We start from the raw sequence: 13,207 nt of genomic DNA on the forward strand, positions 1-13,207 counted from the left end.
CTACGGGGGTAATGGCGTGAGACCACCGACCGGGCGCCTTGGTCACAGGGCGCCTCGTGCCTTCCGGCGGCGCAGTGATTTCGTCGGCAGGGCCAGTTGTCCTGCTGTGTTGAGCTTTGCATAGCTCGTGAACAGCGCCGTCAGGCGCTGGTCGTCGGTGACGTGGCCGCGTAGTCCAAGGGTCTTATCGATTGCCGCGTCGAGCTCGCGATGTGCGCGCACCAGCTCGGGAGACATCGCGAGGGGGTTGTAGTGGTCCGCGAGGGATCGATCTGGATGGAGTGCTCGTGAGTCCAGCACGCTGCGGCCGCCGGTGATAATTGCCGTTCGTTGTTCGTCTGTGAGCTCCGGCAGCGGGAATGTGTTCCATGTCAGCGTATTTGAGAATCGCAGGTCGGACTTGATACGGCCCCCGACCGCACGCTGCCATGCAATGAATGCAGAGGAGGATATCGCAGCGAAAGCGATACCGTCGGGGTCGTCGGCTTTGAAATTTGCGTCGCCGCAGATCACATCTGGGCCGAAGAGAGCGGTGGGGAAGTACCGTCGGGTTTCACTGACGTGGCGGGGGACGCACACGTACGGAGTGTCGGGTTGAGAGCGCTGTCCGAATAGGTGTGGGGTTTCCGCCATTTGCCTCGTGGACTCGGCTTTGGAGGCCTCGCGGAATTGACGGACGGAATCGAGTCGTCGACGCAGGATTGCGGAACGTGTGATGTCGCTCGGGTCCAGTTCGACGAGCCAGAAACACCAACGCGGCTCGCTATGGATCAGCTGGCGGGCACCAACGAATGGCCGAATGTATTTGGCAGCGATGGGATCTGCGGCCATTTGATCGTAGTCCCCGCGCTCGATGAGGAGGTTGCCGTCATCTCGGGCCATATTGCCAAATACCATCGGGGGAAGTGCCGGGGCCAAGGGTGTTCGGCGCTGGTCAACGAGCACGTTGGGCCCGTCGACCAGGTAAGCGTTGATCTGCTCGATAACGGGAAGCTCTACCGGTTCGCCCCGGAGGTTGCCGGAGGAGTACTCAAACAGCCGAGCCCGTTTCCTTGAGGGACGATCGAAGCCGATGACAGAGCAGTGCACGGCGGCGGCGCCAGGCGCTTCGCTTGTCCACGCGAAGGTGCGATGGGCGAACTTGATTCGCCATCCAGCCGCAAAGACCGGACCGAACAAAGCGGGTACCGGTTCGCCTTGCGCGATCGAGTTTGTAGATACGAAAGCGAACTCGCCCCCGTATCCGGGGCGCATAAATAGGTCAAGCGACTTTGCGTACCAGCCTGTTACATAGTCAAGTCGGCCGATGTCGTCCCGTTGCCAGACGTCGCGTAGCTCCTGCGCTTGCTCAGGCGAGCGTGTTGCATGTCCTAGGAAGGGAGGGTTACCCATGATGTATAGGTGCTCGCTTGGTTCGACGACGTCGGCCCAGTCGGTCCGCAGTGCGTTGCCTACGCAGATGCTGCGGACTTTGTCGAGCGGCAGCAGATCGGGGGCAGCGCCCAGCGCGAGCTCCATCGCTTGGTTCGCTTGGTGCTCGACCAGGTGAAGAGCTGTTGCGGCGATTTGCGCTGGCCACTCTTCAAGTTCGATGCCGTGAAAGCTGGAGAGTCGGACGGCGAGATGTTCCTCTGTAAAGAACATCGTGCTCGCGGTCTCGTTTGTCAGCTCTCGTATCCGCTGGAGCACTTCTAGGTCGAGTGCGCGCATATGCCGGTACCCGACTACGAGGAAGTTTCCGCAACCGCAGGCGGGATCGAGGAAACGCATTCCGCTCATATCGGCGCGTAAGTTCTTCAGCGCTCGGGTGTCGTGGAAACCATCGATGAAACGCTGCCGGAGTTCATCGAGGAACATCGGACCGATAACCTTCATGATGTTGGTCTCGGTCGTATAGTGCTCGCCGAGTTCCCGCCTTGCGGTCTTATCCTTGACCGCCTGGAAAAGGCTGCCGAAGATGGCCGGCGAGATCCCGGACCAGTTGAACATGGTTGCTTCGACCAGGCGACGTCGCATCTCCGCATCGAATGACGGAATTGATAGCGGCTCCTCGAATACACCGCCATTGACGTACGGGAACCGGGCGATCAACTCATCAAGATTCGACTGTCTGCGCAAGGGCTCACGGCCCATGACCTGATAGAGCAGTGACAATTGCGGACCGAGATCCGATCCGTCCAGGGCGGTTCGTGTTTCCAAGAATTCGAGAAACATGTCGCGTTCCCACACGCCCGCGTCGTCGGCGTATAGGGCGAACAAAGTTCGCACCAGGAAGACCGAGGCTTCATGGTCATCGTATCCAGAGCCCTCGAGGGCTTCATACAGCGATGCCATGAGTTTGGCTGCCTTGATCGATGCGTCCTCCTGCGCCTTCGATCCGAACGTGCGCTCACCATAGCCAGCTAGGAACGCGAGCTTCTCGGCGTTTTCGCGGAACTGACTGAGCGAAAACTCGGCTGGTCCAGCACTGTTATCAGCATGCAAGTCCAACAGCCTGAACTTATGGAAGTCGCTTGTGAGAACCCATCGAGGAACCTCGGGGTCTGGCAGGCCGTCTATGTAGTCGAGAGCTTGCTGCTCGGCAGCAATGAGGTCTTTTCCCGATGACTTCATCTCGATCAGGGCTAGGCCCGGGATCAGAGCGTCAATGTAGCCATGGGAGCCGGTAGAGGACCGTTTTACCCGCTTCTCATAGAACGCAGCACGTGTTTGGGTTATCCCGTAAACGCCAAGCAAATCTCGAACGAACGACTGAGCCTGCTGCCGTTCATCGCCTGGCTCGTCTTGCCACTCACGGGTAAATCGTGCAGCGCGAGTACGAATTTCATTCATGGAGAGCGACTTCTTCACAGGCCTACGTTACCTGCTTCAGGATGCAGGCCTAACCGACCGGGCACACGAATTTATTCATCATGGTAGGCGTGAATTGACCGGTTAGCGGCTGCATCTGCCACGCTGAGTTCTGTCCAGCACTCCGTACAAATTGGGAGTGTCGATTCGCAAGAACAAGCGCCGCAGTCGGGACATTTGTAGTCGCCGCACTTGCAGCGCGAAGCGGACCCGCTAATTTCAAAAATCGCCTCGCAGGACGGAGAAGCGCACAGCTGAACGGCAGCTCCCCATCGTTGGTTCCCGTATCTTGTTTCTGGTCTGGCTACAGAAAAGGCCCATGTACCTTCCACGTCCAAAGCAACGTCGAACTTGATGTCATATCGCCGGTTGGCCGTTGAGAATACAAGTCCTTCCCTGGCTAAGCCGGCCGCAGTGAGCGGCCCTTCGCCAGCTTCCTTGATAAGGCGCGAGATATCAGGTTGCACGACACCCGTGGGGACTCGGTGGATTGATTCGTTTGTGCTGACTGACAGAGATACCTTGCCCGTCCAGTCGCTGAGGATTATCAGCGCCTTGTCTGCAGTCGCATGACGGGCGGCGGCGATGCAACATGCCTGACGGGAGGCCGAAGAAGCACCATAAAGGGTGGCTATCGCTTCGGCAGTAAGGGGACCATCACCCAAGTGGTAGCTAAGAAGCTGACTGGGTAACAAGACGTCGACTGCGAGAGCATCCGAGACAGCTTCCTCCAAACGATCCCTCTCGTAATCCGAAAGCTCGCTGAGAACGCCCAAAGCCCAGCCCTTGTCAGCCTGCTGGAGGTGATGCCCCAGCTCATGAACCGCTGTGAAGTTGTCTCTTTCCCTGCTGTTTGATCGGTGCACATTCAGAGTCGGTGGGGAAGGCCTATAGTAACCACTTACGGAGCACCCAACCGGTGCGGATGCCACGTATCTCAGGGAGACACCTGAATGATTCTCGAGGGTCCCAATTGGATCTTCCGCGAGTCCCGACAGTTGGTCATCCGCCGCGGCTTTAGCCCGAAAATACTCGACGGCGACAGTGAGGTTCTTCAGCTGAACCCAGTCTGATGCGGGTCGAACGTCAGGGAGTTCCATCATTGATCCTCGAGCAGGCGCTCAATAGCCGAGCGAACCTTACTACTTAGCGCTCTGCTGGATCCTGTGCTCCGTGCTGCAAGCGTGAACTCTTCCCTCGCAGCGTTACGGCTCTGACTTTCCGTCGTCCCTCGCAGCTTGGCCAATTGACTGAGAGCCATTTTATGCTCCGGACGTTGTAGTTCCCTCACTTCGGGGCCGTTGGGGGCTTTAAGGACCTCCTCGAGTGGAAGCTCAAGTAAAGAACACAAACGCTGCGCCGACAAGGCGTCTACGGCTTTTTGCCCGGTCCATATGGCAAATGCCTCCGCGGTTTCGAGGCCAAGGGCGGTGGCAACGTCCTCAGCCGTTCTGCCCTTCGCTGCAAGGACTTCCCTCGCGAGAATTGCTTCACCTAGTCGATTTTCGGGCCATTCGATGAAACAAAGCTGCCCGAACATCCGAATAATGCCATCCTTGTCGGCTGTCGTGACCCCCTTTGCACTACCCTGGATAAGCGGGAGCGGCGGGGGATCATTCTCGAAAGCAAAGCGCCGGAGTAATCCGACCTGGCGACTGGACAGAACATGGTCGATCTTCCTATCAAGGAGGTGCATTCCGAGGCCGGTTTCCATATGCGGCCATAAAGTCAGGGGCGAATTGAAGAGTTGGCAGGGGAGTTCGACAGCGACATCGCTCAAGGCAGGAGGCTGAATCGTGACCGGCCAAGCCCTCACGAACCCCGGGTAAACGCTCCCGACCACAGCAAGGCTGAGGGCCTCGCCATTCCACGACAGCAACCATAGGTCACCGCATTCCGGGTCAGAGGCTTCGCCGTGAAGCCAGAACTCCCGCGCATCTTCTTTAAGTTGCGCCGGCGCTTCGTCGAGGCTCAGTGCAGTCATATTTCCTCGCATGGTCTAGGGACTTTTGGTTCTACCCGTATTTGTGGTCGTCCCAAAATTTCAAAAGAGATGCAGCGCTGGTTTCCTCTAGCGGTCCGTAGTGAGGACAGAGGGTGTCATTTCCCATGACGCTCGCTGACACAGTGTGCTGGAATCTCAATGACCACCAGCCTGGCTTGTCCAGATTGCAGGCTAGTTCAATGGCGCTGTCTAGGTATGGGTAGCCTTTTGGTGGAGGTGAAGTTGTCCTGCCGACAGAAATCCACAAGCCATCCGGGGTGGGCTGGAGAGTTCCAATGCGGCGCTTCGCTTCATGTGCATCGCCACCGATAAGTACCTCAGGGTGAGCGCCGTAAACATTAGCCGGACGAACAGTCTGATCCTTCAAAAGCCCCCCAGCCGCGCTATCTCAATGTGCTGTCAAGCACGCATGCGATTGTCAATGCTATCAGTGAAATCACTTGAAGCTGGCACTTTGGTTCTTCGAGCCCCGAGGTGACTCCGGAAAGAAGTTCAGAGGTGACTGTTCGACGGTTAGTGGGCACTGGACACCAAGGCCATGAGCCAAAACCTAAGTCCCGGCTGGAAATCTACTTTTGTGCCTTATTCCCCGGGGTGAAGATCGGTTGCGTGCGCCCAATGAGTGCCCCGTAGCCCGGCATTAGTTGCGCATCCCTTATCGCAGTCTGCGATGATTACCAATCGTGCGGGCTTATCGCTACCGATCATCGGACCGAGCGATGTCCGGTGAAGGATGCGCGGCATCTTGCCCATGGGAACAACGACATCTCGACCCTCGTATCGTCTTGTCCAAGGCCCGCCGCGTAGCAAGTGAACCAGTAGGCCGATTCCAGGGGACGAAACGAAGTGAATAGAAGTCAGAGCTGCGAGTTAGCGTTGATTCATGTTGATGAGGAGACGCGTCGTGGCTGAGGAGTCACTTCGGGTCACCTTCGACGGCCCGGGTGTCACAGACGGAACAATCAACGCGCGGCAATTAGGGCTTTCACTAGTCAATCTAGCTGACGCCATTACGTCTGCACACGCAGCAGTACGCAGCGAAGATCTACCTGCCCCAACCATAAACATCCGCGAAACAGGCGAAGGTAGCTTTTGGGTCGACCTCACCGTCCTCGTGGAGGCCGGCCCGGTCCAGTCCGTCATTGAAGCCCTTGCCGGTAAATACTCCACGGCGGCGGCAAATCTCGGCGGCATTGTCGGCCTGACCATTACTGCAATGGGCTTCCTGAAATGGCGAAAAGGCCGCAAGGTCAAGAAAACTGAGCGGCTGACCCCGCACGATGCCAAACCTGATCCGATTACCGGGATAGTTGCGGCCGAATCTGTCAGAGTCGAGTTCGTTGACGGCACCATCGCAACGATACCTGCGGCCGTCTGGGCAGCCTCTGAGAGTGCCAACTTTCAGAAGGCGGCCCGTGACACAGTGAGACCCGCTGCGAGCCAAGGCATTGACTTCATTAAGATCCAACATACGGATTCCGCTTACTCGCAGAATGAAGAGCTCGTTGTAACGGAGACTGAGGTGGAGTACTTCGACCTGCCTGAACCTGAAGCAGCAGTCGAAACTACTTCCAGATATAACGCCCTGGTCAGCCCTAATGCGATCAACTTCGAGAAGGGCAAGAAATGGCGGCTTAGTGACGGCGAACGGTCGTTCCTGGCAACTATCGCTGATGAGGACTTCGCACGCGAGGTCGATAAGGGACGCATCCACATCGGCAAACACGATTCGTTTCGCGTCGAGCTTCAAGAATCCATCACGGCTGAGCGGAACTCACGCCCAAAATCATCCATCACTGTCCTCAAAGTCTTGGAGCACATAAGCGGTGGTCGGCAACAGGAATTCGACTACGAGCAGGTCATGGACGCGGACCTAAACTGAGTCACTGCTCGGCTAGCTTCAAGCCTTCCGGCAGGATGATGTCAGTCGGGGACAGCTCCGGTCTGGCCCGGAGCAGGCGGAGGGGATGTCGAAAGGACCGACTCGACCAGGCGGTGTCGGCGGAGACTTCCACGACCAGAGGATCGACCAGTGTCAGGGCGACGGGTTCCTTGTCCCGGTTGAATCTGTCCAGGGTCGTGCCCTTAACGCTGGCGGGCCAGGGGTGCTGACCCGTCGGCGGTTGCAGCCATCGGGCCAGGTCCCGGACGTCCGGCGTCTTCGGTGGCGTGGACCGGCCGACGATCCGGAGTTCGCCCTCGAGGATCAGTCCGGCGACGACTTCAGAGGGTTGGGTGATCGGTCCGATCACGGCTCCGCAGATGACGTCTACGGTTTCCCTGTGTTTCAGCTTCCAGGAGCGGAGGCCTGGCGTGTATGGCTGGTTGGTGTTTTTGATGATGAGTCCCTCGATCCCTGTGTGGGGGAGCTCTTCGAAACCAGCGGGCGGCCGTGTCGGGGTCGGTGGTGGTGGGGGAGAGGGACAGTGGCGGTTCCCACCCGGTGGCGAGTTCTTCCAAGAGTGCCCTGCGTTGGTGCAGCGGCAGGCCGCGGGCATCGTGTCCGGCCACGGCGAGGACATCGAACGCGACGTAGTTGGCCGGCGTCTGCCGCACCAGTCCGGGGAGGGTTTTCGGGCCGGCGCCGAGGCGCTGCTGCAGGGCGGTGAAATCGAGCCGGCCGTCGGTCCAGATCACGGCCTCGCCGTCGATCACGCACCCGGGAGGGACAGCAGCCTCCAGGACCTTAATGAGGTCAGGGAAATACTTCGTAAGTTCTTTGCCCTGCCGCGACCAAAGGGTGGGCCAGTCATTTTCTCGGACGACCGTACAGCGGTAGCCATCCCATTTGGGTTCGTACAGCAGAGTCCCGGGCAGGGCCCGGGGCATCTTTGTGACGGCCCGGGCGAGGGCGACTTTCACCGGCGGGGCAAGCCCCGCCGGCAGCCCGCTACCGGCGGTGTGATCAGCAGTCCCCATCGAGGCCTTCGAGCGTGTCGACCTCGACGGCGTCCAGCAGCTCGGCGGTGCTGTTTCCGGTGGTCCGGGCGAGTTCGTCGAGGGCGATGAACCCGGTCCGGGCCAGGGCGATGGCCAGCTCCGCCAGGTACCCGGCACCGTTGCGCTGGACGAGGTCGTCCATGACGGCGTGCATGTGGCCGGTCATTTCACTAGGGCCTTCGGATTCCTCGGCGGCGATGCGCAGCAGCGTCAGCGCGGCCAGCCGCGGATCGTCGTACATCAGTCCCATGGCCCCACACTACGCAGCAGCATCCCACTGTCAGTGATGGCCCTTCAGTAGCCACTTTCCGGTCAGCGGCCCACGCCCCGGCGTACCTCGGCGCGCCAAGGTTTCGACGCCGACCAGCTCCCTGAGCAGACGACTGCTCTCCTGCCAGCGTGGGCGTCCAGGACGGCTGAGAATGTTGAACCCTTTACTGCCGCCGCACGGATGCGGCCCCTGTGGCGGCTCCCAGGAGCCTGACGAGCCGGCCGGTTTTCGTCCAGCCGGTCCACCGGCCGGGAGCCGGAGAGCTGCCGGGTCGGGGTCATCATCCAAAGGGCGAAGTAGTTGTGCGGCACTTTCGCCTCCAGTGCCGCCCTGAAAAGGGCCGTCACCCGGGATCCAGTTGGCCGCCGGGCAGGAACTGGAAGCCCGGGCAGAAGGTCCCGTCCCCGATAAAGACCCGAACCAGGGCCGGCAGCACCAGTTCCGGATCCGGCAACACGTCTAGCCGGGCACGCACCTCCTCCAGGGTGGGCAGGCCGAACTCATCGCGCAGCGCCGTCCACATTGCGTTCGGGACCGGGCCGGAGAAACCACCCATTTCTGCCCTAGCTGTCGGTGATGGACGTGAGCAGCCACTGCTCCGACAGCGGTTGGCGGCGGAGTTCGAAGGTCCGCAACAGCGCGGAGGTGCTATACCGGACCTGCAGGCGCCAGTGCTCGATGTCGACGACGTTCCCGATCCCGCGTGGGGCTGTGGTCCGGGTGTCCCACCAGGAGTCGCGGGTGTACCAGTGGAGGGGTTCGGCGGCGACGGGCCAGATCGTGCCGTCGTAGCGGACGGCCAGGGGAGTGCCGGTGGGGGTGAAGCGGACGTCCACGGGTGCGTCGGGAATGTGTGTGGTCAGGGTGGGAGCGTCGGGGGCGATCGTCATGAGGGGAATTGCTCTTTCGTGTGGTGCTGGTGGTCGTGTGTTGGTGGTGGTTTAGGCGGCTTTGACGAGGGGGAGTTCGTCCCAGTGGGTGGTGTACCGGGGGGAGAGCATGTCGCGTTTCATGGTCCAGTCGAGTCCAGTTTTGATGCCGGCGTGGCCCAGGCCGATGGACCCGCGGCCGTAGCGCCGGGTGACGTTCTCCAGGAGGGTGCCGACGCCGCGTTCTTCGTGCGGGTTTTCGAACAGGGACAGGGGTTTTTGGTTTCCGGTGGGGCGCAGGTCGGTGACCATGATCCCGGCGCGGGCGTAGCGGATGCCCTCGGTGATCTGGGGCAGCAGTGCGTGGGCGGCCCTGGTCAGGATCACGGGGTCGGCGGTGGGCATCGGCAACGGCACGCACACTGAGGGGTAGGAGGTGTCTTTGGGGTTGTAGTGGGAGGTGCCGGCGAACGCGGTGAGGACTTTGGCCTGCAGTCCGTGTTTGGCCAGCCGGGCCGAGGCCTGCTGCCCGTAGACGGAGAGGACCTGCCGGATCCCGGCGGCGGTGGTGACGGGTGTGGCGAAGGAACGGGAGAAGATGAGCTGGTCCCGCCCGATGCGTTCCTCCTCCAAGGGGATGCAGGGGGTGCCCTGCAGTTCCAGGACGGTGCGCATCATGACGATGGAGAAACGGTCCCTGATCATCACCGGATTCGCCCGGGACAGGTCAAGGATTGAGTGGATGCCCAGGGCGTTCAGCCGCCGGGTCAGCCGGGCGGCGACGCCCCAGATCTCGATGACCGACAGGCGCCCCATCAGCCCTTCCCGCTCCAGGGAGGGGACGGAGTCCCAGTGGCACACCCCGCCGAAGACGGGGTTGTTCTTGGCCCATTTGTTGGCCAGTTTCGCCAGTGTCTTGGTCGGGGCGATCCCGACGCAGACGGGCACGCCGACGTTCCGCCGGACCGCGGCTTTCATGGACCGGCCCAGGGCCAGCAGCTCGGCAGGGGAGCCTTTGACGCCGAGGAAGGCCTCGTCGATGCTGTAGACCTCCAGCCAGGCCGAGTACCGGCCCAGCAGTTCCATGACCCGGGCGCTGATGTCCCCGTAGAGCTCGTAGTTGGACGAGAGCGCGACGAGGCCCCATTCCTTGGCCCTGGGGGCGAGTTTGAACCACGGCTCGCCCATGGGGATGCCCAGGGCCTTGGCCTCGGGGGAGCGGGTGACCGCGCACCCATCGTTGTTGGAGAGGACGATGACGGGTTTGTGCTCCAGGGACGGGTTGAACGCCCGCTCCGCGGAGGCGTAGAAGCAGTTCACGTCCATGTGCGCGATCTGCGGCATCCGCCGCATCACCGCCGGCCTAGACACTGTCTGCCCCCTGCCCGCACGGCTCCCGTGTAAAGGAAAAGCGCATATTAGACATGGTGCAGGCACCTCGTCGCGACGCCCCAGATGACCAGGTCGGCCAGGGCCGGGACTCGGATGTCCGGGTAGGCCGGGTTCTCGGCCTGCAGCACCACCCCGGCCGGGGTGATGCGCAGCCGCTTGATCGTCAGCTCCCCGTCCAGGACCGCGACGACCACGCACCCGTCGGTGGGTTCCAGTGCCCGGTTCACGATCAGTTCGTCCCCGTCGCTGATCCCGGCGCCCTCCATCGATTCCCCGGTCACGCGGACGACGTAGGTGCTGGTGATGTCCTTGATCAGGTGCTCGTTCAGGTCGATCCGGCCCTCGAAGTAGTCCTGCGCCGGCGACGGATACCCGGCAGCGACCGGCACCGGGGAGACCAGCACCGACAACAATGAGACGCCCGCATCTATCACGCGGGGGCCAATAACAACGCCCACAACACACCTTTTTTCGAATATATGTTCGATAGGTTTCAAGTGTAGCGCCGGGGACTGACAACCGAACGACCCCGCCTCAGATTGCCTCCGATGCAGGCGGAGGGCCGGCCCGGGTTGTACCCAATGGGGACAGCTTTGAGCTGTGCGGTGGGCTCCACCTGCCCCCAACGGGCACAACCCGTTCACCCGCTCAGGTAGGTTGCCGGCCGTCCTTGGGGAAGTCGCGGAGGGTGGCCGCGATCGCCCGGACCGCTGCCGGGTTTTCCGTCCAGGACCCTCCGGCGCGGGTGCAGGCACGGAAGCTGACCACCTTTGACCGCTCTGCTGCCTCGGTCAGCTCGGCCCAGGCGCTGCGCAGGTCCTCTTCCTGCTCGGCCGACAGCGGAGCCTTCGACGGCACCGGGGGCTCGGCCGGGAGGTCTGGGGCGGGTCCGCGGCCGGGGGCGGCCGCTGCCTTGCGTTGAAAGAGACGGCTGAGGCCCATTCCCGTATCCCCCTTCGGTAAACGAGAGTCCACAGCCAGAGTACCAATGCCTGGCGCCTCCGTCTCCGGCTCAGCTGCCTGCGGCGCTGGGGCTGTTGTGGGGTTTCCGGCCACGTTGCCGTCCGGTCCGCCAGCCCGGCAGCAGCTCGTCCAGGGTCCGCGCCTTGTTCGGTTCGAGTTCGCCGCGTCGCGCCTTTTGGCGCTGGACGTGGAGCCAGACGCCCAGGTCGTGTTCCTCGCCGGCCGCGACTGCCTTGTGCCGCGGCCAGTCATTCCCCGCCGCCCGGTACCGGACCAGGGCTGTGAGCCGGTCCTGCCACCTGGCCTCATCGGCCACAGACCGTGGTGGCCGCTGCCAGTCCGGGAGCACGGCAAGCCCGTCACGGTAGGCCGGTGCGAGTGTCCCGGCCGCAGCGTCGCGGCGGCGCCGCTCCCACCAGGACGCCACCATCCGCTCCTTAGCATCAACGGCTGTACGGGTGGGGTACCGGCCGGTTTCCTGGACCAGGGCCACGAGCTCGCGCATCCGCGCCAGCCCCAGCACGCTCACCTGTGGTGCCGGTGTGCCGGCGGCCTGTTCGTGCGCTGCCTGGAGCCCGGGGTCGGCGGCCAGCGCCACGGTCAGGTGGTAGCTGATGGTCGAGGACGGGGCCCTGGTGAGCGCGGCGATCCGGGGGCGGGTCAGCCCGCCCCGGTACATCAGCACCCACTCCGCGTTCGGAGCCGCAGTGCGCCGCCTGGTCGCCACGGAACCATCCTCCCACCTGGCCGGCCCGTGGCCATGGAGGGGTCCGCGTTCTCCACCCACTGGGTGGCAGCAAATCCTGGGGTGCCTTTCCGCCGGGGCCGGCTGCATGGGGGACAGTCCGGGCCCCGGCGTCCTGGCCGGCAGGCTTTGTCCAATGCTGCGGCCCCTGGGGATGAGACAACCCTGTCTCGCCAACCTTGGGGAAAGCCCGGAGCACCTTGGAAGAGTGTTGGCCGTTTGCTGGGAGTAACGCAGGCTCGCGGGGGCTCGCACCCATGAGGGCGTCCACTCCGCTTCGCTCCGTGGCCGGCTGTTGGGTCCAGTGCTGTCCGTCGCAGAGCTCCGGCCATCCCTGGCCCTTCTTGTCTACGACGTTTTTTGGCTGCTGTCCTACGGAGTTTACGTGTCCGCTCCGGCCCGTCTAGCCCCTTCGTTCCTCAGAGGCCCGCGGTCCGGGAATTTCCCTGCGGCGCTCCTGCGTCGCTTCCTTCCTCCGGGAATTTCCCGGCCCTTGCCCTTTGGGTAGACAGGCCTCCGTCGGCCACAGCTCCGCAAGCTCCGCCAGCAGCCAAAAAACAACGGGGGGAGAGGGGAGCTGGCCGGTCACCAAAGCCGCCCCACCCACCCCACTTCTCGGCAAAGAAGGAGCAACACCAAATGAACGCAGTAATCACCAGGACTGTGACCACCAAAGACACCGGCGAAACCATCGACGGCGTCACCGTGCTCGGCAACTACCACATGAATGACGGGTACGACTGGATGGAACTGATCGAAGAGCACGGCTGGGCCGTCATCCCCAGCTGGGGATGCGACGGCTGGGACCTGGGCCAGTGGCCCTACGTGATGGTCGCCGGGATCCGCACCGCCGATTCCATCGGGAATCTGTTCGGCGTCGCCACCTACTGCGAGGGCGACGTGACCTGCGCGTTCTTTAGGACGAAGGCACGCCAGTGGACGGAGATCAGCAGGCACGCACACTTCAACTGGACGCACGGGCAGGCCCAAGGCCCCGAGGACCTGCCAGAGAACGCCGCGGACATGCCAGCGAAGTACCGGCAGCCCTGCATGGTCTGGACCGACTAACCCCCACCCATTCCCGGGTTGTGCCCCCCCCGGCCGGGCCGGGACCACCCGGCCCCCCCCCCCGCCCAACCACCGAAGGAAACCCCAGTTGGACCCGGCACCCC

The 13,207-nt window shown here is 62.4% G+C and carries 14 protein-coding genes; 2 read left to right on the forward strand and 12 right to left on the reverse strand.

Annotation, left to right across the window (positions count from 1 at the left end; genetic code table 11):
• Window positions 1–42: 42 nt before the first annotated feature.
• The 3 genes from ACFRAU_RS11550 to ACFRAU_RS11560 all read right to left on the reverse strand — a co-directional run bounded on the left by ACFRAU_RS11550 (window position 43) and on the right by ACFRAU_RS11560 (window position 4,834).
• Window positions 43–2,832, reverse strand: a complete 2,790-nt coding sequence (locus ACFRAU_RS11550) for a DNA methyltransferase (protein ID WP_378000015.1) — start codon at window positions 2,830–2,832, stop codon at window positions 43–45.
• A gap of 71 nt (window positions 2,833–2,903) precedes the next feature.
• A complete protein-coding gene (locus ACFRAU_RS11555; RefSeq protein WP_378000016.1) occupies window positions 2,904–3,953 on the reverse strand; it encodes an ImmA/IrrE family metallo-endopeptidase in 1,050 nt (349 codons plus the stop codon).
• Complete coding sequence (locus tag ACFRAU_RS11560) at window positions 3,950–4,834, reverse strand: hypothetical protein (RefSeq protein WP_378000017.1); 885 nt, start codon at window positions 4,832–4,834, stop codon at window positions 3,950–3,952. The genes ACFRAU_RS11555 and ACFRAU_RS11560 overlap by 4 nt, the downstream gene beginning before the upstream one ends.
• Window positions 4,835–5,759: 925 nt before the next feature.
• Here ACFRAU_RS11560 and ACFRAU_RS11565 point away from each other — a divergent pair.
• On the forward strand, window positions 5,760–6,737 hold the full coding sequence (locus ACFRAU_RS11565; protein WP_378000018.1) for a hypothetical protein: 978 nt from the start codon (window positions 5,760–5,762) through the stop codon (window positions 6,735–6,737).
• 1 nt (window position 6,738) lies between these two features.
• Here ACFRAU_RS11565 and ACFRAU_RS11570 read toward each other — a convergent pair whose 3' ends face one another.
• The 9 genes from ACFRAU_RS11570 to ACFRAU_RS11610 form a co-directional block, all read right to left on the reverse strand.
• Entirely contained in the window at window positions 6,739–7,107 is a 369-nt protein-coding gene (locus tag ACFRAU_RS11570) for a hypothetical protein (RefSeq protein WP_378000019.1), read from the reverse strand.
• Entirely contained in the window at window positions 7,079–7,774 is a 696-nt protein-coding gene (locus ACFRAU_RS11575) for a hypothetical protein (protein WP_378000020.1), read from the reverse strand. Before ACFRAU_RS11575 ends, ACFRAU_RS11570 begins: the two co-directional genes overlap by 29 nt.
• Complete coding sequence (locus tag ACFRAU_RS11580) at window positions 7,761–8,045, reverse strand: hypothetical protein (protein ID WP_378000021.1); 285 nt, start codon at window positions 8,043–8,045, stop codon at window positions 7,761–7,763. The genes ACFRAU_RS11575 and ACFRAU_RS11580 overlap by 14 nt, the downstream gene beginning before the upstream one ends.
• A gap of 364 nt (window positions 8,046–8,409) precedes the next feature.
• Window positions 8,410–8,622: a hypothetical protein gene (locus ACFRAU_RS11585; protein ID WP_378000022.1), complete on the reverse strand. Its 213-nt coding sequence runs from the start codon at window positions 8,620–8,622 to the stop codon at window positions 8,410–8,412.
• A 7-nt stretch (window positions 8,623–8,629) separates the two neighbouring features.
• Window positions 8,630–8,956: a hypothetical protein gene (locus ACFRAU_RS11590; RefSeq protein ID WP_378000023.1), complete on the reverse strand. Its 327-nt coding sequence runs from the start codon at window positions 8,954–8,956 to the stop codon at window positions 8,630–8,632.
• A 51-nt stretch (window positions 8,957–9,007) separates the two neighbouring features.
• On the reverse strand, window positions 9,008–10,288 hold the full coding sequence (locus ACFRAU_RS11595; RefSeq protein WP_378000036.1) for a Y-family DNA polymerase: 1,281 nt from the start codon (window positions 10,286–10,288) through the stop codon (window positions 9,008–9,010).
• A 65-nt stretch (window positions 10,289–10,353) separates the two neighbouring features.
• A complete protein-coding gene (locus tag ACFRAU_RS11600) occupies window positions 10,354–10,785 on the reverse strand; it encodes a LexA family protein (RefSeq protein WP_378000024.1) in 432 nt (143 codons plus the stop codon).
• Between the two features lie 190 nt (window positions 10,786–10,975).
• A complete protein-coding gene (locus ACFRAU_RS11605; RefSeq protein WP_378000025.1) occupies window positions 10,976–11,269 on the reverse strand; it encodes a hypothetical protein in 294 nt (97 codons plus the stop codon).
• A 70-nt stretch (window positions 11,270–11,339) separates the two neighbouring features.
• Window positions 11,340–12,017, reverse strand: a complete 678-nt coding sequence (locus ACFRAU_RS11610; protein ID WP_378000026.1) for a helicase associated domain-containing protein — start codon at window positions 12,015–12,017, stop codon at window positions 11,340–11,342.
• A 657-nt stretch (window positions 12,018–12,674) separates the two neighbouring features.
• On the opposite strand from ACFRAU_RS11610, the gene ACFRAU_RS11615 reads away from it, so the two are divergent.
• A complete protein-coding gene (locus ACFRAU_RS11615) occupies window positions 12,675–13,103 on the forward strand; it encodes a hypothetical protein (RefSeq protein ID WP_378000027.1) in 429 nt (142 codons plus the stop codon).
• Window positions 13,104–13,207: the final 104 nt, after the last annotated feature.

The organism is Arthrobacter sp. NPDC056691, assembly GCF_042791415.1.
Classification (GTDB): Bacteria; Actinomycetota; Actinomycetes; order Actinomycetales; family Micrococcaceae; genus Arthrobacter.

Bases quoted from the DNA above. Each gene is read 5' to 3' on its own strand.
- ACFRAU_RS11605 (WP_378000025.1), bottom strand. From the start codon at position 11,269: ATGGGCCTCAGCCGTCTCTTTCAACGCAAGGCAGCGGCCGCCCCCGGC.
- ACFRAU_RS11585 (WP_378000022.1), bottom strand. From the start codon at position 8,622: ATGGGTGGTTTCTCCGGCCCGGTCCCGAACGCAATGTGGACGGCGCTG.
- ACFRAU_RS11550 (WP_378000015.1), bottom strand. From the start codon at position 2,832: ATGAATGAAATTCGTACTCGCGCTGCACGATTTACCCGTGAGTGGCAA.
- ACFRAU_RS11560 (WP_378000017.1), bottom strand. From the start codon at position 4,834: ATGACTGCACTGAGCCTCGACGAAGCGCCGGCGCAACTTAAAGAAGAT.
- ACFRAU_RS11555 (WP_378000016.1), bottom strand. From the start codon at position 3,953: ATGATGGAACTCCCTGACGTTCGACCCGCATCAGACTGGGTTCAGCTG.
- ACFRAU_RS11615 (WP_378000027.1), top strand. From the start codon at position 12,675: ATGAACGCAGTAATCACCAGGACTGTGACCACCAAAGACACCGGCGAA.
- ACFRAU_RS11580 (WP_378000021.1), bottom strand. From the start codon at position 8,045: ATGGGACTGATGTACGACGATCCGCGGCTGGCCGCGCTGACGCTGCTG.
- ACFRAU_RS11590 (WP_378000023.1), bottom strand. From the start codon at position 8,956: ATGACGATCGCCCCCGACGCTCCCACCCTGACCACACACATTCCCGAC.
- ACFRAU_RS11575 (WP_378000020.1), bottom strand. From the start codon at position 7,774: ATGGGGACTGCTGATCACACCGCCGGTAGCGGGCTGCCGGCGGGGCTT.
- ACFRAU_RS11595 (WP_378000036.1), bottom strand. From the start codon at position 10,288: ATGCGGCGGATGCCGCAGATCGCGCACATGGACGTGAACTGCTTCTAC.